Annotated in this window: 21 protein-coding genes; 9 read left to right on the forward strand and 12 right to left on the reverse strand. The window is 63.7% G+C overall.

The features are described 5' to 3' along the window. Positions 1 to 5 precede the first annotated feature (5 nt). Entirely contained in the window at positions 6 to 1,073 is a 1,068-nt protein-coding gene (locus ACVIN2_RS03435; RefSeq protein ID WP_456764493.1) for a GGDEF domain-containing protein, read from the forward strand. Positions 1,074 to 1,181: 108 nt separating this feature from the next. Beyond that, complete coding sequence (gene fabA / locus ACVIN2_RS03440) at positions 1,182 to 1,712, forward strand: bifunctional 3-hydroxydecanoyl-ACP dehydratase/trans-2-decenoyl-ACP isomerase (protein WP_456764494.1); 531 nt, start codon at positions 1,182 to 1,184, stop codon at positions 1,710 to 1,712. A 3-nt stretch (positions 1,713 to 1,715) separates the two neighbouring features. Here fabA and ACVIN2_RS03445 read toward each other — a convergent pair whose 3' ends face one another. The 8 genes from ACVIN2_RS03445 to ACVIN2_RS03480 all read right to left on the reverse strand — a co-directional run bounded on the left by ACVIN2_RS03445 (position 1,716) and on the right by ACVIN2_RS03480 (position 9,329). Continuing rightward, positions 1,716 to 2,159, reverse strand: a complete 444-nt coding sequence (locus ACVIN2_RS03445; protein ID WP_456764495.1) for a TfoX/Sxy family protein — start codon at positions 2,157 to 2,159, stop codon at positions 1,716 to 1,718. A 136-nt stretch (positions 2,160 to 2,295) separates the two neighbouring features. Then, entirely contained in the window at positions 2,296 to 2,706 is a 411-nt protein-coding gene (locus ACVIN2_RS03450; RefSeq protein ID WP_456764496.1) for a HesB/IscA family protein, read from the reverse strand. A 61-nt stretch (positions 2,707 to 2,767) separates the two neighbouring features. Next, positions 2,768 to 3,139 carry an SUF system Fe-S cluster assembly protein gene (locus tag ACVIN2_RS03455; protein WP_007591551.1) on the reverse strand — a complete coding sequence of 124 codons (372 nt, stop codon included), beginning with the start codon at positions 3,137 to 3,139 and terminating at the stop codon, positions 2,768 to 2,770. Next, positions 3,136 to 4,383 carry a cysteine desulfurase gene (locus tag ACVIN2_RS03460; protein WP_456764497.1) on the reverse strand — a complete coding sequence of 416 codons (1,248 nt, stop codon included), beginning with the start codon at positions 4,381 to 4,383 and terminating at the stop codon, positions 3,136 to 3,138. The genes ACVIN2_RS03455 and ACVIN2_RS03460 overlap by 4 nt, the downstream gene beginning before the upstream one ends. After that, entirely contained in the window at positions 4,380 to 5,684 is a 1,305-nt protein-coding gene (gene sufD, locus ACVIN2_RS03465; protein WP_456764498.1) for a Fe-S cluster assembly protein SufD, read from the reverse strand. Before sufD ends, ACVIN2_RS03460 begins: the two co-directional genes overlap by 4 nt. An 11-nt stretch (positions 5,685 to 5,695) precedes the next feature. Next, on the reverse strand, positions 5,696 to 6,445 hold the full coding sequence (gene sufC, locus ACVIN2_RS03470) for a Fe-S cluster assembly ATPase SufC (RefSeq protein ID WP_027569859.1): 750 nt from the start codon (positions 6,443 to 6,445) through the stop codon (positions 5,696 to 5,698). A 131-nt stretch (positions 6,446 to 6,576) separates the two neighbouring features. Then, on the reverse strand, positions 6,577 to 8,073 hold the full coding sequence (gene sufB / locus ACVIN2_RS03475) for a Fe-S cluster assembly protein SufB (protein ID WP_007609805.1): 1,497 nt from the start codon (positions 8,071 to 8,073) through the stop codon (positions 6,577 to 6,579). Between the two features lie 116 nt (positions 8,074 to 8,189). Further along, on the reverse strand, positions 8,190 to 9,329 hold the full coding sequence (locus ACVIN2_RS03480; protein ID WP_456764499.1) for a cysteine desulfurase family protein: 1,140 nt from the start codon (positions 9,327 to 9,329) through the stop codon (positions 8,190 to 8,192). A 344-nt stretch (positions 9,330 to 9,673) separates the two neighbouring features. On the opposite strand from ACVIN2_RS03480, the gene ACVIN2_RS03485 reads away from it, so the two are divergent. Together ACVIN2_RS03485 and ACVIN2_RS03490 are read left to right on the forward strand one after the other, a co-directional pair. Beyond that, on the forward strand, positions 9,674 to 10,321 hold the full coding sequence (locus tag ACVIN2_RS03485; protein ID WP_007591562.1) for an alpha/beta hydrolase: 648 nt from the start codon (positions 9,674 to 9,676) through the stop codon (positions 10,319 to 10,321). Between the two features lie 7 nt (positions 10,322 to 10,328). Continuing rightward, positions 10,329 to 10,841: a DUF1697 domain-containing protein gene (locus ACVIN2_RS03490; protein WP_456764500.1), complete on the forward strand. Its 513-nt coding sequence runs from the start codon at positions 10,329 to 10,331 to the stop codon at positions 10,839 to 10,841. Here the strand turns inward: ACVIN2_RS03490 and ACVIN2_RS03495 are convergent. The 3 genes from ACVIN2_RS03495 to ACVIN2_RS03505 all read right to left on the reverse strand — a co-directional run bounded on the left by ACVIN2_RS03495 (position 10,838) and on the right by ACVIN2_RS03505 (position 13,059). Further along, positions 10,838 to 11,161 carry a DMT family transporter gene (locus tag ACVIN2_RS03495; RefSeq protein ID WP_456764501.1) on the reverse strand — a complete coding sequence of 108 codons (324 nt, stop codon included), beginning with the start codon at positions 11,159 to 11,161 and terminating at the stop codon, positions 10,838 to 10,840. The genes ACVIN2_RS03490 and ACVIN2_RS03495 overlap by 4 nt on opposite strands. 10 nt (positions 11,162 to 11,171) lie before the next feature. Continuing rightward, positions 11,172 to 11,849: a glutathione S-transferase family protein gene (locus ACVIN2_RS03500; protein ID WP_456764502.1), complete on the reverse strand. Its 678-nt coding sequence runs from the start codon at positions 11,847 to 11,849 to the stop codon at positions 11,172 to 11,174. Between the two features lie 106 nt (positions 11,850 to 11,955). Next, positions 11,956 to 13,059 carry an anhydro-N-acetylmuramic acid kinase gene (locus tag ACVIN2_RS03505; protein WP_456764503.1) on the reverse strand — a complete coding sequence of 368 codons (1,104 nt, stop codon included), beginning with the start codon at positions 13,057 to 13,059 and terminating at the stop codon, positions 11,956 to 11,958. A gap of 164 nt (positions 13,060 to 13,223) precedes the next feature. On the opposite strand from ACVIN2_RS03505, the gene tyrS reads away from it, so the two are divergent. The 4 genes from tyrS to ACVIN2_RS03525 all read left to right on the forward strand — a co-directional run bounded on the left by tyrS (position 13,224) and on the right by ACVIN2_RS03525 (position 18,525). Next, positions 13,224 to 14,477, forward strand: coding sequence for a tyrosine--tRNA ligase (tyrS, locus tag ACVIN2_RS03510; protein WP_456764504.1), 1,254 nt, complete (start codon positions 13,224 to 13,226; stop codon positions 14,475 to 14,477). A gap of 57 nt (positions 14,478 to 14,534) precedes the next feature. Then, entirely contained in the window at positions 14,535 to 15,806 is a 1,272-nt protein-coding gene (locus ACVIN2_RS03515; protein ID WP_456764505.1) for an MFS transporter, read from the forward strand. 222 nt (positions 15,807 to 16,028) lie between these two features. Further along, positions 16,029 to 16,433, forward strand: coding sequence for a DoxX family protein (locus ACVIN2_RS03520; RefSeq protein ID WP_007609771.1), 405 nt, complete (start codon positions 16,029 to 16,031; stop codon positions 16,431 to 16,433). 397 nt (positions 16,434 to 16,830) lie between these two features. Further along, positions 16,831 to 18,525 carry a methyl-accepting chemotaxis protein gene (locus ACVIN2_RS03525; RefSeq protein ID WP_456764506.1) on the forward strand — a complete coding sequence of 565 codons (1,695 nt, stop codon included), beginning with the start codon at positions 16,831 to 16,833 and terminating at the stop codon, positions 18,523 to 18,525. A 185-nt stretch (positions 18,526 to 18,710) separates the two neighbouring features. Here ACVIN2_RS03525 and ACVIN2_RS03530 read toward each other — a convergent pair whose 3' ends face one another. Further along, complete coding sequence (locus ACVIN2_RS03530) at positions 18,711 to 22,508, reverse strand: YhdP family protein (protein WP_456769636.1); 3,798 nt, start codon at positions 22,506 to 22,508, stop codon at positions 18,711 to 18,713. 204 nt (positions 22,509 to 22,712) lie between these two features. On the opposite strand from ACVIN2_RS03530, the gene ACVIN2_RS03535 reads away from it, so the two are divergent. Further along, positions 22,713 to 23,405, forward strand: coding sequence for a peroxiredoxin (locus ACVIN2_RS03535; RefSeq protein WP_456764507.1), 693 nt, complete (start codon positions 22,713 to 22,715; stop codon positions 23,403 to 23,405). Positions 23,406 to 23,441: the final 36 nt, after the last annotated feature.

The raw sequence follows: 23,441 nt of genomic DNA on the forward strand, positions 1-23,441 counted from the left end.
GTTCCGTGGTCAAGGTGCTCGACGAACACGAACGCACGATGGCGTTCGCCGAGGTAGCGCTCGGTCAGATCCGATCGCTACGACAGACGGCAATTCCCCGCAATTACGAGATCTGGTTCGTCTACGCCACCGGCTACAACGCCCCGCTTAACAAGATCATCAACGAGACACTGGCGCGGAGCGGCAAGCTGACCGAAGCCGATCTCGATCAGATCTACGAGACCTACCTCTCCCACATCAAGACCACCGACCGCATCGACAAGGTCGGCGCGCGCGTCATCGGCGAGATCGACGACGTGATGAAGGTACTCGGTGATGCGCTCGGGATGACCGGCTCCTACGATGCCAGCCTGTCGGGCGCGACCGAAAAGCTCTCATCGGCCCAGAGCCGCGAGCAGCTCAAGTCGATCGTCGAGACGCTGCTGCATTCGACCAGCGAGATGCGCGAGACCAACAAAGCGCTGGAAGACCGGCTGACGCTGTCGAAGAGCGAGATCAGCAACCTCCAGCAGAGCCTTGAGGCGATCCGCGCCGAGAGCCTGACCGATCCGCTGACGGGGCTCGGCAACCGCAAATATTTCGATCGCATGATCGACATGGCCGTGCAAGGCGCCCTCGCCTCCGGCGAGCCGCTGTCGCTGCTGCTGGTTGACATCGATCATTTCAAGTCGTTCAACGATTCCTACGGCCATCTCACCGGCGACCAAGTGCTGCGGCTGGTCGGCCTGTCGCTGAAGCAGACCATCAAGGGCCAGGACATCACCGCGCGCTATGGCGGCGAGGAATTCGCGGTCGTGCTGCCCAACACAGCGCTGCGCCAGGCCCTCACGGTGGCCGATCACATCCGCCGCGCGGTGATGGCCAAGGAATTGAAAAAGAAGTCCACCGGCGAAATCCTCGGCCGCGTCACCATCTCCGTCGGCGTCTCCATGCTCAAGCAGGGCGACGACACCGATGCGCTGATCGAACGCGCGGATGCCTGCCTCTACGCCGCCAAACGCAACGGCCGCAACCGCGTGATCTGCGAGGCCGATCCGGAATTCGCGGTCGAGACGCACAACCGGGTGGCGTGACGCCGAAGCTGCGCACCGCCACCCGCGCTTGACATTCTGGCCTGACGAACGACATCTCCCTCGCCGTCTTGAGGCGTCCGACTGCGCGCATCCGGAGGACTTGTCGTCTTGCCCAACCCGCATGATTTTCACACGCCGCAACCGTCCTACACCAGGGACGACCTGCTGAGATCGAGCGAGGGCGGCTATTTCGGCCCGGGCAATGCGCAATTGCCGGCGCCGCCAATGCTGATGATGGATCGCATCACGGAGATCAGCCTGGACGGCGGCGAGTTCGGCAAGGGCCATATCGTCGGCGAACTCGATATCGCGCCCGGCCATTGGTTCTTCGATTGCCACTATCGCGGCGATGCCATGATGCCGGCGTCTCTGGGGCTGGATGCCATGTGGCAGATGGTCGGCTACTGGCTGGGATGGTCGGGCTCGCCGGGCAAGGGCCGCGCGATCGGCGTCGGCGAGGTCGCGTGCACGGGCGAGGTTGCACCAAACGCGCAACGCGTGCGCTACGAGGTCGCCATGCGGATGGTCCGGCGCGGCAAGCTGGTGCTCGGAATTGCCGATGGTCGCGTGCTTGCCGACGGCACCTGCGTCTTCACCGCCAAGGACATGCGGGTTGGTTTGACCAAGGCCGTGGATTGAACCTCAAGCCCTTCGCGTGGCGCGCTTGCGGGCCGGGCTCTTCTTGCCGACTTTCTTCGCCGCTTTCGCAGGCTTGGCGACCTTCTTCGCTGGCTTCTTTACCGCCTTCTTGACCTTGGCCCGCTTCTTCACCTTGGCGCGCTGGGCGGCGGCGAGAGCCGCCCTCGCCCACTGCGCAAGCTCCGCGGAATCGTCGAACAGGCGGGCCGGCAGCTCCCAATAGGAGTTCACCACCACGGTCTTGGCGCGGGTCGAATATTGGAACGGCTTCGCGCCTTCCGCTTCAAAGTCCGGGATGGTCATCTCGTCGGCGCGAAAGAACAGGCCCGCGCGCAGAGACAGCGCGAAATTGATGCCGTCGACGGAGATGCCGTAGCCGGAAAACATTTTTCGGATGGCGACGGGGCCGAAATCGGCGAACAGGTCGATCAGGAATTCGCGGTCCATGGCTGGCTTCCCGGGGCGAGCAGGCCAGCCTTCATAGCACCGCCGTCATTGCGAGCGAAGCGAAGCAATCCAGGCTGTCGACGCGGAGACAGCCTGGATTGCTTCGTCGCAAGTGCTCCTCGCAATGACGGAAAAACTACCCGTCGATCTGTGCCGGGCGCAGCTCGACCGACTCGCCGCAGCCGCAGGCGGAGATCTGGTTGGGGTTGTTGAAGACGAAGTGGGCCTGCATCTTGTCGGCCTTGTAGTCCATCTCGGTGCCGAGCAGGAACAGCACGGCCTTCGGATCGACCAGGATCTTGACGCCCTTGTCCTCGACGACCTCGTCGGTCGGGCGAACATCATGGGCGTATTCGACGGTGTAGGACTGTCCGGCACAGCCGCCGTTCTTGACGCCGACGCGCAGGCCCACGATCTCGGAATCGGCCCGTTGGGTCAGCTCGCTGATGCGCTGGGCAGCGGCGTCCGTCAGCCGCATCACCTGCGGGCGGGGCCGCCGCGGCTTTGGAGTGGATGCTGGTGTCGAGCCCGACGATATCTGTGTCATGTCAGTGATGTGGTCCGTTGCCGAGCGAATTCAATGCCAAGGATCGAAAGCAGGTTACGCGTCACCACATGTTGAGCACGAGGCGGGCCTCGTCGCTCATGCGTTCCGGCGTCCAGGCCGGCTCCCAGACCACCTTGACGTCGACTACGCCGACGCCGGGGACGCTGGCAACCGCGTTCTCGACCATCGTCGGCAACTCGCCGGCGGCCGGACAATTCGGCGTCGTCAGGGTCATCTGCACGTCGACGGAACGATCGTCCTTGATCTCGACCTTGTAGATCAGGCCGAGCTCGTAGATGTCAGCCGGGATTTCCGGGTCGAACACGGTCTTGAGCCCGGCGATGATCTCGGTGGTGAGACGCTCGGTCTCCTCAGGCGGCAGCGCCGACTGGGTTTCCATCGGATTGGCTTTGATTTCTGCCGTGTCACTCATGCGAACAAATCCCGCGCCTTCAACAGCGCCTGTGCCAGATGATCGACTTCTTCCCGCGTATTATACATGCCGAACGACGCCCGGCATGTGGCTGTGACGTTGAACCGCTCTAAAAGCGGCATCACGCAATGGGTGCCGGCGCGCACCGCGATGCCCTGGCGGTCGATCACGGTGGCGACGTCATGGGCGTGGGCGCCTTTGAGCTCGAAAGAGATCACCGGGCCCTTGCCCCGCGCCGTGCCGATCAGCCGCAGCGAGTTGATCTCGCGCAGCTTGTCCTGGGCGTAGGTGACGAGATCGTGCTCGTGCGCGGCGATACGCTCCTTGCCGATCGAATTGACGTAGTCGATGGCGGCGCCAAGCCCGACGGCCTCGACGATCGCCGGCGTGCCAGCCTCGAATTTGTGCGGGGGATCGCCGTAGGTGACGATGTCGCGCGAGACCTCGCGGATCATCTCGCCGCCGCCGTTGAACGGACGCATCGCGACGAGGTGGTCGTACTTGGCCCAGAGCACGCCGATGCCGGTCGGACCGTAGACCTTGTGGCCGGTGAAGACGTAGAAGTCGCAGCCGAGGTCCTGGACATCGACGGGCAGATGCACGGCGCCCTGGCTGCCGTCGACCAGCACCGGGATGCCGCGGGCGTGGGCGATCTTCACGACGTCCTTGACCGGGACGATGGTGCCGAGCGCGTTCGACATCTGCGTGATCGCGACCAGCTTGGTCTTCGATGTCAGCAGCTTCTCGAATTCGTCGATGAGAAAATTGCCCTCGTCGTCGACCGGCGCCCATTTGATCACGGCACCATGGCGTTCCCTGAGGAAATGCCAGGGCACGATGTTGGAGTGGTGCTCCATGATCGAGATGACGATCTCGTCGCCTTCTTTGATGTTCGGCTCGCCCCAGGACGAGGCGACGAGATTGATCGCCTCGGTCGCGTTACGGGTGAAGATCACTTCCTCGGTCCGGGCAGCGTTGATGAACTGCGCCACCTTGGTGCGGCCGCCCTCATAGGCTTCTGTCGCGGCGTTGGCGAGATAATGCAGGCCGCGGTGCACGTTGGCGTATTCGGAGGTGTAAGCCTGCGTCATGCGATCGAGCACGGCGCTCGGCTTCTGCGCGGAAGCCGCGTTATCGAGATAGACCAGCGGCTTGCCGTAGATCTGCATGGCCAGCGCCGGAAAATCCTGGCGCACGCGCGCGACGTCGTAAGAGCCGTTCTTGACTGCCGGATGCGTGCTCATTGGCGCCGCTCCAGCCAGCGCTCGGCAATGCCGATCACGTGCTCGCGCAGATCATCGTCGGCGATCTGCTCGATCGCCTCGCCCACGAAAGCCTGGATCAGTAGCGCCTGGGCTTGCTTCTCGGGTAGACCGCGCGCCTTTAGATAGAACAGCAGGCTGTCGTCGAGCGCACCGGCGGTGGCACCGTGGCCGCAGGAGACATCGTCCGCGAAGATCTCGAGCTCGGGCTTGTTGTCGGCCTCGGCTTCGTCCGAGAGCAGCAGCGCCCGGATCATCATCTTGCCGTCGGTCTTCTGTGCGTCGGGACGAACGATGATGCGGCCCTGAAACACCGAATGGGCGCGATCGTCGATCACGGCGCGGAAGACCTCGCGGCTCACACAATTCGGCACGGCGTGGTCGACGACCAGCGTGGTGTCGCCATGCTCGGTCTTCTGCAACAGGTTCACGCCGTTGACGGAAAGCTCACTGCCCTCACCTGCCAGCGTAATGAAGCCCTGCAGACGGCTGACCGCAGCACCGGTGGTCATGTTGAAGAAATTGAGTTTTGTATTCGCGCCAACGGTGACGAACTGCGAGGTGATGTTCACCGCATCCGGCGAATCATCCATCAGGCGGATATGCGCGACGTCTGCGTTGTCGCCGACCGAGAGGATGACGGCATCGCTGACCTGGTAAGCCTTGGCGCCGGCCGCGACGAAGCTCTCGATGATGGTGGCACGAGCGCCCTTCCCGATCCCGATCTGCGAGCGGGTGAACGTCGACGCGGAAGACGTGATCGCGATGTGGATGATCTGGATCGGCGCGGAGAGCTGCGCGCCATCGGCGACCGTAAGCACGACACCGTCGGTCGCCATCGCCGCGTTCAGCGCGATCACCGCATCGGTGGCCGCGGTCTTCAACAGACTGGAATCCTTCTCCAGCGTCTCCCGCAAGGTCTTAAAGCCCGCCTCGGAGGCCAGCGCCTTGACGTCGGACAGATCGGCAGCGAACACGCCGTCCACCAGAACCAGCTTGCGGGCGCCTGCGATCGCGTGCGCCTTCACCGCCTCCGCAGCGCGCTTCAGCGCGGCCGCATCGGGCGCAGCCGCGAGCGGCAGCACCTCGCCGACCAGCGCGCGCAGATCGGTGTATTTCCATTCCTCGATCCGGCGGTGCGGCAGGCCGAGACGCTCATAGGTCTCGAACGCCTCGCGGCGCACGGCGATCACGGAAGGCGAACCCGGCAGGCGGCCTTCGGCGCTGGCGAACAGATCGCTCACCGCGCGGCCGTTTCCGGTCTTTGCCACAGCAACGTTCATCGCAAAATTCCTTACGCGTCCTCGTACTGGGCGTAGCCGGACGACTCCAGCTCCAGCGCCAGGTCCTTGGCACCGCTCTTCACGACACGGCCTTTTGACATCACGTGCACGACGTCAGGCACGATGTAGTTCAGCAGCCGCTGATAGTGGGTGATGACAACCATCGCGCGCTTGGGCGAATGCAGCGCGTTGACGCCGTCGGCTGCGATGCGCAGCGCGTCGATGTCGAGGCCGGAATCCATCTCGTCGAGGATGCACAGGCTGGGTTCGAACAGCGCCATCTGCAGCACCTCATTGCGCTTCTTCTCGCCGCCGGAGAAGCCGACATTGACGCCGCGCTTGAGCATGTCCTGCGGGATGTTCAACGATTTCGAGACGTCGCGGACTTTCTTCAAAAAGTCCGGCGTCGAATATTCGCTCTCGCCGCGCGCCTTGCGCTGCGCGTTCAGCGCGGTGCGCAAGAAATTCATGGTGGAGACGCCGGGAATCTCGACCGGATACTGGAACGCCAGGAACACGCCCTTGGCCGCGCGCTCGTTCGGGGCCATCGCGAGCAGGTCTTCGCCCTTGAACAGGATCTCGCCGTCAGTGACCTCGTAACCCGGCTTGCCGGCGATGACGTGGGACAGCGTCGACTTGCCGGAGCCGTTCGGCCCCATGATCGCGTGGATCTCGCCCTCGTTCACGGTCAGCGTCAGCCCATGGAGGATCTCACGCTCCTCGACACGAACCTTGAGGTCTTTCACTTCAAGCAAAGCCATTATCTTGTTTCCATCTATCTCCTCATCCTGAGGAGCGCCGCAGGCGCGTCTCGAAGGATTGAGGCCAACAATCTTTCCATATCCATCCTTCGAGACGGCCGCTTACGCGGCCTCCTCAGGATGAGTCGGTGCTAGCCGACCGATCCTTCGAGCGAGATCGAGATCAGCTTCTGCGCTTCCACCGCGAACTCCATCGGCAGTTGCTGCAGCACGTCCTTGACGAAGCCGTTGACGACGAGGCCGACCGCCTCCTCCTGCGTGAGGCCGCGCTGGATGCAATAGAACAGCACGTCCTCGGAGATCTTGGACGTAGTGGCCTCGTGCTCGAACGTCGCCGACGAGTTCTTGGCTTCGATGTAGGGCACGGTGTGCGCGCCGCATTTGTCGCCGATCAACAGCGAATCGCAGGCGGTGAAGTTGCGCGCGCCGGTCGCCTTGCGATGCGCGGTGACGAGCCCGCGATAGGTGTTCTGCGACCTGCCGGCCGCGATGCCCTTGGAGATGATGCGGCTCGACGTGTTCTTGCCGAGATGGATCATCTTGGTGCCCGAGTCGACCTGCTGATAGCCGTTCGAGATCGCGATCGAGTAGAATTCACCACGCGAATTGTCGCCGCGCAGGATGCAGCTCGGATATTTCCAGGTGATCGCCGAACCGGTCTCGACCTGGGTCCAGGAGATCTTGGAATTGTTGCCGCGGCAGTCGCCACGCTTGGTGACGAAATTGTAGATGCCGCCCTTGCCTTCCGAATTGCCCGGGTACCAGTTCTGCACCGTCGAATATTTGATCTCGGCGTCGTCGTGGGTGACGAGCTCGACCACGGCGGCGTGCAGCTGATTCTCGTCGCGTTGCGGCGCGGTGCAGCCTTCGAGATATGAGACGTAGGAGCCCTTGTCCGCGATGATCAGCGTGCGCTCGAACTGGCCGGTGTTGCGCTCGTTGATGCGGAAATAGGTGGACAGCTCCATCGGGCAGCGCACGCCCGGCGGCACGTAGACGAACGAGCCGTCCGAGAACACCGCTGAGTTCAGCGTCGCATAGAAATTGTCCGACGTCGGCACCACGGATCCCAGATACTTCTGCACCAGCTCGGGATGCTCGCGGATCGCCTCGGAGATGGGCATGAAGATCACGCCGGCCTTCTTCAGCTCCGCCTTGAAGGTGGTCGCAACCGAGACCGAATCGAACACGGCGTCGACCGCGATCTTGCGCCGGTTAGGATCTTCCTCGCCGGGCTTCGGCTCGACGCCTTCGAGCATGGCGACTTCCCGCAAGGGAATGCCGAGCTTCTCGTAGGTCTTCAGAATCTCGGGATCGATCTCGTCGAGCGAGGTGATCGTCTTCTTCGGCTTCGGCGCCGAATAGTAATAGAGGTCCTGGAAGTCGATCTTGGGATAATCGACGCGGGCCCAGGTCGGTTCGGTCATGGTCAGCCAGCGCCGATAGGCCTCGAGCCGCCACTGGAGCATCCAGGCGGGTTCGTTCTTCTTCTCGGAGATGAACTTGACGGTCTCTTCCGACAGCCCCTTGGGGGCCTTGTCGGACTCGATCAGGGTCTCAAACCCATAACGATACTGATCGACGTCGATGCGCTTTACGCGCTCGACCGTCTCTTGCACGGCTGGCATTCTATCCTCCGCTCGCGGTTTCAAGGACCGCGGTGGATCATCAAATTCGGACGACTATTACGATGTTTCTTGGCGGGACGCACGCGCTTAGAACCGTTCAAGCCGTGTTTCATCGCTTATCCCTTAAGTAGGGTATTACCGAGCTTTCGCCAAGCCTCTAACGCCCTATTGATGTCATCCGGCTCCGTGGACCAGCCCAGACTGAGACGCACCGCTCCTTGGGCGATGGTGGGGTCATACCCCATCGCCGATAGCACGTGGGACGGCTGTACCTTGCCCGAGGAACAGGCAGAGCCCGAGGACACCGCGACACCTTCGAGGTCAAATCCGATCACCGCGGTCTCGGCTTTCAAGCCGGGAACCGTGAAAAGAACGGTATTTGGCAACCGCCTGATGCCATCTGAGAAGACCGTTGCGCCGGCCATGGAGCGAATGCCATTTTCCAAGCGATCTCTGAGGGTTGCCATGCGCTCCGCATCCTCCGGCAAAGCCTGAACGGCAACCCGCACGGATGCCCCGAAGCCGGCAATGCCGGCGACATTCTCAGTTCCGGCGCGCCGGTTCAGCTCCTGCCCGCCGCCCCGCAGCACCGGCTCAAGTCCGGCCACGCCCTCGGCCACGGCCAGCGCGCCGACCCCCTTGGGGCCGCCGATCTTGTGCGCAGAAAAGGTCGCAAGGTCCGCGCCGATAACCTTGATATCGAACGGGATTTTTCCAAGCGCCTGGATCGCATCGACGTGCAGGAGGCCGCCGGCCTCGTGAACGATTCCCGCGACGTCAGTGATCGGCTGCAGCGCGCCCGTCTCATTATTGGCGGCCATGACCGAGACCAACGCCGGCGGGCCATCGCTGAGCAGCGCCTTCAAGTGATCGAGGTCGATCACGCCGGAGCGTGTGACCCTGATCTGACCGATCTCATCTGCCGGGAACCGGCCGCCTGCCAGTACCGAAGCATGCTCGACGGCCGAGACCAGAAGCCGCTCGACAGGCCCCCCCGACGGCCCCCGAAGCCCCGGTGACAGCGCCAGCACGTTGGCTTCGGTTCCGGTGGAGGTGAAGACCACGTTCCGCGGCAGCGCGCCTACTGCGGTCGCAAGGATGGCCCGCGCCCCCTCGACAAGCCGTCGCGCCTCGCGCCCCTCGGCGTGAACCGAGGACGGATTGCCGATTAGCTCGTAGGCTGCGAGCATTGCGCTTCGCGCCTCAGGGCGAAGCGGCGTGGTCGCGTTCCAGTCGAGATAAACACGGCTCAGCATGACGTATTATATTACCATTCGGATCAGGCTGCTTCGCCCGCACTGGTACCCGACATGGGCCCCCGGGCAGCACTTGGCAATCTCGATTCCCAATCGCCTTCGCGCGATGACGGCCATGACACGCTAACGTCTTGAGCCGATTGCGGGATGTTCAAGATGCTTGCTTTTTGACCCTCGCCTCATGTTAGAACGCGCGCGTCAGTTCGCCGCGCGCCGCTCGCGCATCATCCGAGGGCGCCGCTCCACCCTTCCATTTGCGGCTTGATCGGCCCAGCAGCCGATGAAATCCGCACAATCGGTTGATTGTTGAAGAGCGTCTTCAAGGGATCAATCAAGAGATCATCATGCCTGAAGTTATTTTCACCGGCCCCGCCGGCCGTCTCGAAGGCCGCTACCATCCGGCCAAGCAGAAGAACGCGCCGATCGCGATGGTCCTGCATCCGCATCCGCAGTTCCACGGCACGATGAATCATCAGATCATCTACCAGTGCTACTATGCGTTCGCGCATCGCGGCTTCTCGGTGCTGCGATTCAATTTCCGCGGCGTCGGCCGCAGCCAGGGCTCGTTCGACCACGGCACCGGCGAATTGTCGGACGCGGCCGCGGCGCTCGACTGGGCGCAGACCATCAATCCCGAAGCGCGCGCCTGCTGGGTTGCCGGCTTCTCCTTCGGCGCCTGGATCGGCATGCAGCTGCTGATGCGCCGTCCGGAGGTCGAGGGCTTCATCTCGATCGCGCCGCCCGCCAACCTCTACGACTTCTCGTTCCTCGCGCCCTGCCCGTCCTCTGGGCTCATCGTGCATGGCGAGAAGGACGCGGTGGTGCCGCCCAAGGACGTCAACACGCTGGTCGAGAAGCTGAAGACGCAGAAGGGCATCGTGATCGACCAGCAGGTCATCCCCGGCGCCAATCACTTCTTCGACGCCAAGCTCGAGCCGCTGATGGAAACCATCACCGCCTATCTCGACATGCGGCTCGCCAACGTCCGCTGAGCTTTCCGTGGGCGCGTTCATCGCATTGCTGCGTGCCGTGAATGTCGGCGGCACCGGCAAATTGCCGATGAGCGAACTCAAGGCCATTTGCGAGGAGCTCGGCTACGCCGCCGTGCGCACCTATATTGCAAGCGGCAACGTCGTCTTCACAAGCCGCAAGTCGCAATCTGCGATCAAGACCGCACTCGAAAAGCGGTTGCACGCCTATGCCGGCGCGCCGGTCGGCGTGCACGTGCGCAGCGCCACCGAGATCGCGCGGGTCCTGGCCGATAATCCGTTTCCAAAGGCCGCGCCCAACCGCACCGTCGCGATCTTCCTCGACAAGGCGCCGCCGGCGGATGCGCTCGCCGGCATTCGCGGCCAGAACAAGGAGGAGGTCCGCCTCGGCTGCCGCGAGATCTACGTGCATTACGGCGACGGCATGGGCACGTCAAAGCTGGTCATCCCCGCCGCCAAGACCGGCACCGCGCGCAACATGAACACGATCGCGACGCTCGCGAAAATGGCCGCAGCGCTCTAGGCCAGCTTGAGCGCGACGATTCCCATCAAGACGAGCGCGATGCCCGCAAGCTTCATCGCGCTCAAGGTCTCGCCGAACAGCACGACGCCCATGATGAAGGTGCCGGCGGCGCCAATCCCGGTCCACACCGAATAGGCGACGCCGACCTCGAGCACCTTCAAGGCACGCCCGAGCAGGACAACGAAGGCTACGAGCAGCACGAGCGAAACGACGCTCCAGCCTGCGCGCGTATAGCCTTCCGCATATTTCATCGAGATCGCCCAACCGACATCAAGTGCGCCGGCGATCACCAGCATCAGCCAGGCCATGGATTGCGACATCGGCGTGGGCTCAGGCCGCAAGCTTGAGCAGATGCGCGTCGTGGCGCACGAGGAAGGCGCGCAGCAATTGCGGATAGTCCGCGCCCACCGCAGTACGGACGCTCGGACGCTTTGCCAGCTCGGCGCGCCACGCCTGGATCTTCGGCAGATCCTTGAAGATGCCGTGCTCGGTCAGTTCGTCGAACAGATCGAAATAGCGGAAGATCGGCGCGAACACCGCATCGACCAGGCTGAACGCCTCGCCTGAGAAATAAGGCCCCGCCACGAGCGCTGCTTCGACACGCGCGAATTTCGCCGCAAGCGCCTGACGCTTGCTCTCGAAGGTCGTCGGGTCGGTCGTGGTCTCCAGCCCCCAGAGATCGCCGAGAATCGCCGAACCGAACTCCATCCAGGCGCGATGCTCGGCACGCTCGAGCGCATCAGTCGGATGCAGCTTCAGACCGCCTTGCGTCTCCTCGATGTACTCGCAGATCACGTTGCTCTCGAACAGAGCGACCTCACCCTTCTCGCTCGTCACGACCAGCACCGGCACCTTGCCGAGGGGCGACAGTTTGAGAAACCAGTCGGGCTTGTTGGCGAGATCGATGTCGACCCGCTCGAACGGCACACCTTTCTCGTTGAGCGCGATCACCGCGCGCTGCACGTATGGGCAGAGCTTGTGGCTAATCAGTTTGAGGGAAGCGGTCATGGCATGATCCCAGCAGCTGGATGCAACTGCATCCAATATAGATGCATTTGCATACACTCGTCAAGTTCAATGCATTTGCATCGACCGGTATCGATGTAGGATCACCTCACGGCCGCGCGATCACCCCTCCCGTCATCGGCATCGGCACCCCCGTGGTAGCGGGATACGACAACGGCAGGCCCTTCATGCCGCGGGCGGCCAGGAAGCCGAAGGCCTGCGCTTCGATGGCGTCGGAGGCCCAGCCGACTGTCTCGGCGGCCTCGACAGTGGCGGACCCCACGCGCTCCCGCAGCATCTGGAGCATGGTCCGGTTGCGGGCGCCGCCGCCGCAGACGATCCAGCTTCGCGGCCTGCGTGGCAGCAGCGGGACGATGCGGGCGATGGCCGCCGCGGTGAAGGCGGTGAGCGTCGCGGCGCCGTCGGCCGGCTGCACCTCGCCGAGCTTTAGTGCGGCAAAATCGTTGCGGTCGAGCGATTTCGGCGGCGGGCTTGCGAAGAACGGCAACTCCAGCGCCCGCGCGATCCAGGCCTCGTCGGCCTTGCCGAGCGCGGCGAACTTTCCGTCCGCGTCGAACGCCTGGTTCATGGTGCGGTACATGAAATCGTCGAGCAGCGCGTTGCCGGGCCCGGTATCGCAGGCAATGAGCGTGTCGTTGCCGTCGATATAGGTGATGTTGGAGACGCCGCCGATATTGACGACAACGATCGGCCCTTCGCGCTCCAGCGAATGGACGAGTGCGCGGTGGTAGACCGGCACGAATGGCGCGCCCTGCCCGCCGGCCTCGACGTCGGCGGCGCGGAAATCATGCATCACCGGGATATGGATCGCCTTGGCCAGCGCCGGCGCATCGCCGATCTGCACCGTCAGCCGTTTCTCGGGGCGATGCAGCACGGTCTGGCCGTGGAAGCCGACGATGTCGATGTCTTCCGGCTTCATCCGGTTCTGGGCGACGAAGGCGGCCACCGCCTCAGCATGCGCCTGGGTCACCGCGCGCTCGGCCTCGGCCAAGATCCCCGGCCGGGCATCGCGCTGCGGCAGATGCACGGCCTCGCTCAGCGCCTGACGCAGCAGGTTGCGTTCCGCCGGGCTATAAGGCCGGTAGCCGGAGGGCCCGAATGCCTTCACCTGCTTTCCGTCGGTTTCGATCAGCGCGACATCCACCCCGTCCAGCGAGGTGCCGCTCATCAAACCGAGTGCCGTCAACATCATGGATCAGCGTCCTCAAGAGACCCTTCCGGCATGCCGATCTTGTGCCAGAGGGACACATCTTATAATGCCACAGGCCAAAGTAGCGGGCAGCAACCGAGTTCCCACGGAAGACCCTTAAATTGCTCCCAAAACAGTAAACCAAGAATTGTCAGGCGCGCCGACAAATGACTGCATTCAAATCGGATTTCCTCAACACGCTGCAGGAACGTGGATTCGTCCATCAGTGCTCCGATTTCGAGGGGCTGGACGCACTCGCCGCCAAGGGCGAGGTGACCGGTTATGTCGGCTACGATTGCACCGCCCGCTCGCTGCACATCGGCAATTACCTGACCATGATGATGCTGCACTGGCTGCAGCAGTCCGGCAACAAGCCGATCACCCTGATGGGCGGCGGCACCACCATGGTCGGCGACCCCTCCGGCAAGGACGAGACGCGTGCGATCCGCTCCGTCGCCGAGATCGAGGCCAACAAGGAATCGATCCGTGGTGTGTTCGCAAAAGTGCTGCGCTATGGCGAGGGCAAGAGCGACGCCATCATGCTCGACAATGCCGAGTGGCTGACAAAGCTCAACTACATCGAGATGCTGCGCGACGTCGGCCGGCACTTCTCGGTCAACCGCATGCTGACCATGGACTCGGTGCGGCTCCGCCTCGAGCGCGAGCAGGAGATGAGCTTCATCGAGTTCAACTACATGATCTGCCAGGCCTACGACTATGTCGAGCTCGCCAGGCGGACCGGCTGCAACTTGCAGATGGGCGGCTCCGACCAGTGGGGCAACATCATCATGGGCGTCGATCTCGGTCGTCGCATGGGCACCCATCAACTGTATGCGCTGACGACGCCGCTGCTGACGACGGCATCGGGCGCCAAGATGGGAAAGACCGCGCAAGGCGCGGTCTGGCTCAACGCCGACCAGTTCTCGCCGTATGATTTCTGGCAGTATTGGCGCAACACCGAAGACGCCGACGTCGGCAAATTCCTCAAGCTGTTCACGACGCTGCCGATGAGCGAGATCAGGAAGCTCGAGGCGCTCGGAGGCTCCGAGATCAACGAGGCGAAGAAGGTGCTCGCCACCGAGGCAACCGCGCTGCTGCACGGCCGCGAGGCCGCGAACGAGGCGGCCGAGACCGCGCGCCGCACCTTCGAGGAAGGCGCGCTGGCCGAAAGCCTGCCGACCGTGGAAATTCCACGTGGCGAGTTCGACGCCGGCCTCGGCGTGCTCAATGCCTTCGTCAAGGCGGGCCTCGTTGCCTCCAACGGCGAAGCACGGCGCCAGATCAAGGGCGGCGGCCTGCGCGTCAATGACGAGCCCGTCACCGACGAGAAGATGGCGTTGTCGGCAGCCGACCTGACGCCGGAAGGTGTGATCAAGCTGTCGTTCGGCAAGAAGAAGCACATCCTCCTCAGGCCTGCATAGGCGTATGAGCTTTTCGCTGCTTGTCAGGGCGCGCTGAAGCGCGCTCCCTGATCGGCAATGGACCAGAACACGCTAGAGGAACAGTCCAAGCAAGCGACCAGGGAACGCGTCACGGCGACGCCGCAGGGCGTCGTGCGCACCGCGCTCGTGGTGCTCGCGCTCTGCTTCACACTCGCCGTGCTCGGCCGCGGCCTCAGCGAAAGCTTCACCGTCTTCCTGAAGCCGATCTCGGAAAACTTTGGCTGGGATCGCGCCCAGGTGGTCTCGATCTATTCGCTGACCTGGCTCGTCAGCGGACTGACCGCGCCGTTGGTCGGCCGTCTGTTCGATCATTCCGGACCGCGCATCGTCTACGCACTCGGCCTGTTGCTGCTCGGCTCGGCTTTCCTGATCGCAAGCCACGCGCAGTCACTCTGGCAGTTCCAGCTCTCGATCGGACTCTGCGTCGGCATCGGCGTCGCCTTCATCGGCAATGTGCCGAACTCGATCCTGCTGGGCCGCTGGTTCGGCCCAAAGCTGCCGACCGCGATGGCGGTGGTCTACTCGGCCATGGGTGGCGGCGTACTGGCGCTGCTGCCGGCCTCGCAGCTTTTGATCGATCATCTCGGTTGGCGCGAAACCTACCAGCTGTTCGGCTTCGCCGCGCTCGGCCTGCTGGTGCCGCTCATGCTGCTGCCGTGGCGGCTGTTCGCCTCGGGCTCGCCGCATATCGCAAAGAAGACCGATCCGGATTTCGTCGATCACGGCTGGACCCTTCCGAGCGCGATGCGCCATCACGCCTTTTGGGCGCTGTTCTCGACATTCTTCTTCACCGCGGTCGGCATGTATGCGATCGCAGCCCAGATCGTGGCCTATCTGATCGATGCCGGCTTTCCGCCGCTGCAGGCCGCGACCGCCTGGGGCTTCTCCGGCGTCGTGCTGGTGTTCGGCATGCTCGGCGTGTCCGCGCTCGACGGCCTGATCGGACGTCGGCCGTCGGTGCTGCTCAGCTACGCAATCTCGATCCTCGGCATCTTCCTGCTGTGGCTGTTGCAATACTCCGCCAATCTCCTCCTGCTCACGGGATTCGTGGTCTGCTTCGGCAGCATGATGGGCTCACGTGGACCGCTGATCACGGCGACCGCGATGAAAATCTTCGGGGGCAAGCGCGTCGGCACCATCTACGGCACGATCTCGATCGGCAGCGGGCTCGGCTCGGCGTTCGGCTCCTGGAGCGGCGGCCTGATCCATGACGCGACCCACGGCTACAACGCGCTGCTCGCCTTCGCGCTTGCGAGCGTGGTGCTCGGGATGATTCCGTTCCTGGTTGTGCCCGCCTTGCGGCGCTAGGTCTCCCGAAGGTAACCTGCGGACATTCGCGTCACCGGGAAATTACGGATGGGCGCGACGCGAACAGCTGCAAAAGATGTGGATGGCGCGCGACTGAACGTCCCGGCTGCGGTGTTTTTGTCCGACATGACAAAAATGTCAGCGCAGATTGCCCTTGGGCGGCTTGCAGGGCAGAACTGAATGCGGTCCTAGTCGCAAGCATTGGATGGAGGGCACAAACCAATGAACTTTCCCTATCTCGTTCGCTTTCAACCGGTTCTCTTGAGCCTGTTTCGCTTCATCACTGGACTCCTGTTGCTCCAGTACGGCATCGCCAAGCTGTTCAAGTTTCCGGTGCTTCCCTACTTCGCAAACATCCCGCCGATCATCTACGCAGCCGGTACGCTTGAGCTGGTGCTTGGCGCGCTGCTGATGATCGGCCTGTTCACCCGCCTCGCGGCGTTCATCCTGTCGGGTGAGATGGCCTTCGCCTACTTCATGGGCCACATGTTCAAGGGCGAGACGCCGGTGTTCCTGCCCCTGCTCAATGGTGGCACCGCGGCGATCCTGTTCTGCTTCGCCTGCCTTTATCTCTCGGCAGCCGGCGGCGGCTCGGTCAGCGCCGATGCGGCGATGGGCAAGGACTAGCGGCACAACCGGCGGCGCGTTCGCGCGGCGCTGAGGCGTCAGCAATTGATTCGCGAATAAAGGGATGGCACCCGTACATTTACGGGCGCCATCTCAGCGCGAGCCCAGCACGTTCCAGACGAGGACGAGGACCGCGACCAGCAGCATCGACATGATGAGGCGGTGGACGAATCGGTTCATGTCCGCTCCCACCGGATTCGGTCGGGACTAAAGACCCACACAATCTTTCTCCCAGTTGACTTGCCAAGCGCCGACGCGGCGCATTTCCGCATGGATGTTTGCGCATGCAGCTCGCGGACGCCTCTTGCGCGGCAGCTCGTCGCACGCGTCCATTCATGATTGGTAAGAATTTCATGCTACCGACGCGAGCAACAATAACCATTCCGTCGAGGCCGTGATGAAGCTGCTGAGCCACCTCAAGATCCGCACCAAGCTCGCCAGCATGGTCTGTCTTTCGGCACTCACGGTCACGGCCATCATCGGGGTGTCGTCCGTGCTCAGCAAGAGCCGCATGCTGGAGGACCGCGTCCAGCAGATGCGGACCGCCGTCGATATGCTCCACAACCTCGCCCAATCACTTGAGGAGGAAGTCGGCGCCGGCAAGCTGACGCAGGCTGAAGCAAAAATCCAGTTCCACCAGCGCGGCCGCCGCATGAGCTTCAATGGCGGCCAAGGCTATCCGGTGGTCTATAACGCCGATACGTCCCTCATCGTCAACGGCGCCAACCAGCAGCTCGAAGGCAAGATCACCGGTGCGAAGGACTCCAATGGCGTCCTGATCGCCGACGCCATTATCAAGGCCGGCGCTGAGACCGCACAGGGCGGCGTGACCTCCTATCTCTATCCCCGCCCCGGCCAGACCGAGCCGGTCCGCAAGACCGTGTTCGCGCGCAAATTCGCGCCCTGGAACGCAACGATCAGCTACGGCCTCTATGTCGACGACATCGATGCCGACGTGCGAGCCTTGACGCTGGAACTGGGTGCGATCGGCATCGGCCTGATGCTGCTGATGGCGACGCTGTCCTGGCTGATTGCCCGCGACGTGCTCGGCGCGCTCGACCGCCAGAAGAACCGCATGCAGGCCATTTCCGAAGGCGCCATCGACACGGCGGTCGAGGAGACCGCTCGCGGCGACGAGATCGGCCGCATGGCCGAGACCCTCGAAGTGCTCAGGCAGACCGCGCTGACGGCGCGCAAGCTGGAGGCCGAGCAGGTCGCCACCAAGACCCGCAGCGAACAGGAGAAACGCGACGCGCTGATCTCGCTTGCCGATCGCTTCGATGCCTCCGTCGGCCAGCTCGTCGGCCTGATGGCCTCGGGCTCCGGCGAGCTGGAGGTGACCGCGAAGTCGATGTCGTCGACCGCGGAAGGCACCAATCGCCGCGCCGCCGTCGTCGGCTCGGCCGCCACCGAAGCCAGCCAACGCGTCCAGACGGTCGCGGCTGCCGCCGAGGAGCTCTCCTCCTCCATCACGGAGATCAGCCGTCAGGTCGCGCAGTCCGCCGTGGTCACCGGTCGCGCCGTGGACAGCGCACGCCGCACCGACACCATCGTGCGCGCGCTCTCCGATGGCGCCCAGCAGATCGAACACGTTGCCGAGCTGATTTCCAGCATCGCGGCGCAGACCAATTTGCTCGCGCTCAACGCCACCATCGAGGCCGCACGTGCCGGCGAAGCCGGCCGCGGCTTTGCCGTCGTCGCTTCGGAGGTGAAGTCGCTGGCGAGCCAGACCGCGGAAGCCACCCGCGAGATCGGCGACAAGATCGCCCAGATCCAGGGCGCGACCAAGGAAGCGGTAGACGCCATCGGCGGCATCACCGCCACCATCGAGGAGGTCAGCCGGATCGCCACCTCGATCGGCGCTGCGATCGAGGAGCAAGGCGCCGCCACTGCCGAGATCGCCCGCAGCGTCTCGCAGACGGCGGAGGCGACCCAGGAAGTCACCACCAATATCGGCGGCGTCAGCACGGCAGCAAACGAGACCGGCAATGCCGCGGGCATGGTGCTCGCCGCGGCCTCAAACCTCTCCAAGCAGGCCGAACAGCTCTCCGGCGAAGTCGGGACCTTCCTGGCGGGCGTGCGCGCGGCGTAAGGCGGCGTACGGGCCTCGTGTTTCGAGACGCCCGCTCCGCGGGCTCCTCACCATGAGGATCTAAGTTTCAGCTTTGGAAGAGGACCTCATCCCGAAGAGCCCGCGGAGCGGGCGTCTCGAAAGATGGCTGCGCGCAAAACACTATCCGCATTCATTCTCGGACACGAGAAGGGGGTAGCTCGCCGCTATCGCCGCGCGAGGGTGCAGCCGCTCGAGAGCTGGCGCGTCGTTCCGGTCGAGCCGTCGCTCGACTGCGACGGAAATTCCTCGAACGGCGAGTTCTGCTTGCCGGTGTTGAATTCGAAGATCTTGCGGAACAGGCCGGGTGCCATCGCCGAAATCGGATTGACGCGCATCACGGGCGCGGCCGGCGTGCCGACGACCTCGTAGGTCACGCCGATCAATCCCTCATTGTTGCCGCCGCCGAGGAAGATGCCGAACAACGGGATCTGGCCGAAGATGTTGTTGACGCCATACATCGGCACGAAGGTGCCGCTCATGCAGACCTGGTTGCCAGGAAAGTCGATCGAGCCCTCGATGGTGGCGCCGATCATCGGCCCCTTGACCACGCCGTCGCGGATCGTGAGCGCGCCGTTCTGCCGCGTGAACTCCGCGCGCAACGCCGTGAAGGCGACGCCGCTCTGCGCACCGTTGGGAGCGCCCGCCGCCACGCGATCGAGTTGATCCATGCCCTTGACCGAGAAGTCGCGCACGTTGATCAGGCCTTCCCGCGTCGTAGGCTCTGACGTCGGCGGCTCCATGGCCACCACCATCTGGCCGCCGAAGACCTTGTTGGTGGTGTCTGTGAAGCGCAGGAAGTTGCCGGCATCGCTGGTCTGGAGATAGATCACCTCGCGGTTGCCCTGGGCGCGGCCGCCGCGCAAATCGGCGGCCACAGGCGTGTCTTTTCCGATCCTGCCGCTCAGCGTGAAGGCTTTGACCGCACCATTGCGCCGCGACATCTTGGCCTCGACGCTGCGCATCGCCTCGCCGTTGAACCCCATGACAGCGCCGAGCTTCACGTCCATGTCGAAATCGACGTTCTTCGTCTTGCTCTTGGCATCGTCCTTGGAATTGCCTGAGATCGCCGATTTCAGAAAGCCGCGGCCGTCGAATACGTCGCCGCGCATGGTGCCCTTGACCACGCCGTCCTGGCTGCGCTCCACCTTCAGCGACGCCTTGTCTCCGTCGGACGGCGCGTAGGTCGGGAAGTTCGCGTTCATGAGATCGCCGTTGGCATCGACCTCGAGCGACCCCTTGATCGAGGCGCCGCCGCCTTCGATGACGATCTCCTCCAGGCGCGTGGATTGCGCTGTCGGCACCACCTTGAAGCTGGCCTTGCCCGCTCTGCCCGGCAGCTTGACCCAGCCGGGCAGGATGTTGTCGAGCTTGACCGAGGTCAGGTCGGCCTCGATGCCGAGCTTGGTCGTCTGGTCGGGTCCCCCGGCGATCTTGCCTGACAGCTTGATCGGCACCGATCCGCTGACGGCGGGGCCCAGATCGAACCCGAGGCGCGCGCGGCTCGCATCGTCCAGCGTGGTCTGCAATTTGACGTCCGCATCGCCCTCGGCCGGCTTGCGATAATCGAGCGAGGCCGCCTGCCCGTTGATCTTGACGTCGCCCTTTACCTGATAGCCCTGATTGCTCGCGACGACCTTGAGGTTGTTGGCCTCCAGCTTCTGGTTCATCACCAGCTTGTCGGCACCAAAACCATTGAGATCGGCGGTAACGCTGTAGGTGGTGTCGGCTTTGGTCAGCTCGCCCTTGACCGGCAGCCCAAGCTGGACGTTCGCCGAGAACGTCCCCTTGCTGGCGTTGGGATCGATGACGGTCGACGACAGATCGCTCAAGCGATCGTTGGAAAGCATTTCGGCAGCCGCAGGCACCGGACCTTCGACACGGAATCTGGTTCGCGACGGCGACGGCTTGGGCGCCATATCGGGCACCTCGAAGACGAAGTCGGAAATCGTGACCTTGCGACCCGCCGGCGTATCGGCAATGCCCTGCCCGATGTTCACGGTCGCGGTGCGCCCGGTCACGCGCGCCTTCAAATCGGCATCGTGCACCACCGGCAGGCCATCGACAGGGCGAACCGTGACACCGCTCGCCACGATATTGACCGACAAGCCGTCGTCGGGAATGGGTGGGCCCTTGCGCGGAAGATTCTTCGTCGGCGAATTAACGCCGATCTCGATGCGCTGGAGCGTTCCACGCTCGATCCGCTCGATCACCCATTCGCGCAATTCGGGAACGACAAGCGTCGGCCACATCCGCTTGAGCGCCGAGGCCGACATCGGCGTTCCCGCAAAACCCAATGTCAGCCGTGGCTCGCCCGAATAGTCGATGGCACCGGTGCCGGCGACGCCGATCTCTCCGTTGGAGATATCGGCCTGCGTCAACAGCAGCCTCTTGTGGTCGGTGTCGAAGCGGAAGCCGATCGCAATACGGTTGAAGACCAGCGGCGGCTCGTTGTCGATGCCGCCGAGCAGGATCGAACCGCCGCTGAAACCGAGCTGCCAGTCATTGACGGTGCCGTTGGGCGGCTCGACATGAGCCAGAAGCGTCATACGGTTCGCGCCCGAGAGGACCTTGAACGGAGCGACCAGCACCCGCCGATTGGCGTCCCACTCGACATTGATCTCGGCCGAGTCGATCGCCATCGGATAATCGGGTGTATCGGTGTCGATGATGTTGCCCGCACCGACTGCGATCTTGCCGCGAAAGAAGGTCGGCACGCCGTCGCGGCCGAGCTCGCCCTTGAGCTCGCCGGTCAGCGGGAGGTCGGCGGTGTAGGTGAGATCCTTCACCCGCAGCGCCAGCAGGATGTTGGCGGTCGAAACCTTGTCGGCGCGGATATCGACCGAGCGCACCCCGTTCTCGGTGGGGCCGATCGTGGCACGCAGCGACCACGGACGCGCGCCCTCCTCGCCGAGGCTGAGCGCGACGCCACCACGGCTCGGTCGGCGCAGGCTGAGCGTGATATTCTCAAACGTCCATTTGCTGCCACGCTGCTGGTCGTCGACGATCAGATTGCCGTTCTTCAGGCCGATCTCGTTGAGATTCTGGCCGTCGAGGCCGGTCATGCTCAGACTGTCGAGCCAGTCGAGGCTCTGAAGAATGCCGGTCGGAGCCGTGACCTGGGTCGCGGCTTGCGATGCGTCGGAGGTCGCAGGCTCGGTGGCGAATGGCGGCGGTGGCACACCGTTGCGCGGGAAAGTCGGCGGCAGCCCCGCGTCCTTCTTGGATGCGACGCCGGTTGCGAGCGGCTTTGCGGTGTCGCCAGCAGATACCGTGACGGTGCCGTCAGGCGCGATCCGGATCGCGAGCTCGGCATCGACGAGGTTGAGGCTTTCGGCGCGCAGATGCCCCATCAGCAGGCCTGCACCCGACAGCTTCACCTCGGCCTTCGGTGCCGTGGCGACAATGACGTGATCGTGGTCGCGCACGACGATATCGCGGATGCGCACGGCGATCCGGATCCGCCCGGCCCGTTCGATCTGCGTGCCGCCGACCTCCACGGTATTGCCGTGACCGATATTGTCCTCGATCGCGGCCGCGAGCCACGGCGTCGCAATGTCGAGATTGATGGGACCGGCGCCGAGCCGCCACCACAGTGCGCCGAAACAGCCGACGAAGATGACGATCAGGGCACCGACGACCACGGCCACGCGCTTCAGCCAGCGACCGCCGCCCAGCCAGCGGCGCAGCGGCCCAAACCCGTCAGCGAAGCGATGGAAGCCCGAGTTGGAACGCGACAGCAGCCGGCGCGCCCGATAGCCCGCCGCCGCTTCCTGATCCGGATCCCAATCGGCGTCGTCCCATTGCTGCTGCTCTGGTTGGCTGCCGCGCCGATCCGAATCCCGATTGTAATCCTGGGGCGACGTATTCCTTGCCATTGCCTCTCGATACAGGCGCCCGTCGTGGGATTGAGCGCCGCCGGGGCCGCAGCCGTCGACGGGAAGCGAAGCCTCCCGCGCCGGCATTGCCGCCATACCTCGAATATTCCTTCTGTTCGTCATGTCGCCCCGGGAGCGCGTTCAACGAGCAGTGGGGTGGTGCGTGGAATTCCTTGTAACCAGACTCCGGCGTCGTCAGACTCCCCCCGCAGAGGGCACGATTCCGGCATAGCGGAAAAGGGCTGCAATACCGCTTTGGTTGACCCGCCGAAAGCGACGAAAGGAAGGCGTATGTCCAAGAAATCCCGAAAGAAATCGTCCAAAACGCCCTCCGGCAGTCCGACGGCTAAAAAGACACCCGTGAAAGTGCGGGCTGCGACTCAAACCAAGTCCGCGAAAACACAGCGGACACCGGCGAGCAAATCAACTGGGACCATAGCAAAGACAGCATCGCATAAGGCCGCATCGAAACGGTTAAATTCTTCCAAATCGGCATCAGCGCCCAAAGCGACGGCGAAGGCCGGCTTGGCCGAGGGTCAGAAGGCCCCCGCCTTCCGCCTGCCCCGCGACGGTGGCGGTGTCGTCGCGCTGTCGGATTATGCCGGCCAGAAGCTGGTCCTGTTCTTCTACCCCCGCGCCGACACGCCGGGCTGCACCAGGGAAGCCATCGACTTCACCCGGCTGACCGGCGCCTTCGCCAAGGCTGGTACCGCCGTGCTCGGTATCTCCGCCGATCCGGTCAAGGCTCAGGACAAGTTTCGCGACAAGCACGGTCTCGGCGTGCCCCTCATTTCAGACGAGACGCACGAGATGCTGGAGGCCTACGGCGCCTGGGGCGAAAAGTCCATGTATGGCAAGAGCTTCCTGGGAGTTCTTCGCACCACGATGCTGCTTGGCGCCGACGGCAAGATCGCCCGGATCTGGCGCAATGTCCGGGTCGACGGCCACGCCGACGAGGTGCTGGAAGCCGCAAGGAGCCTTTAACCAATCATTTAAATTCAAGCGGTTCCGTTTCCGGAA

Source organism: Bradyrhizobium sp. USDA 3650 (genome assembly GCF_054057395.1).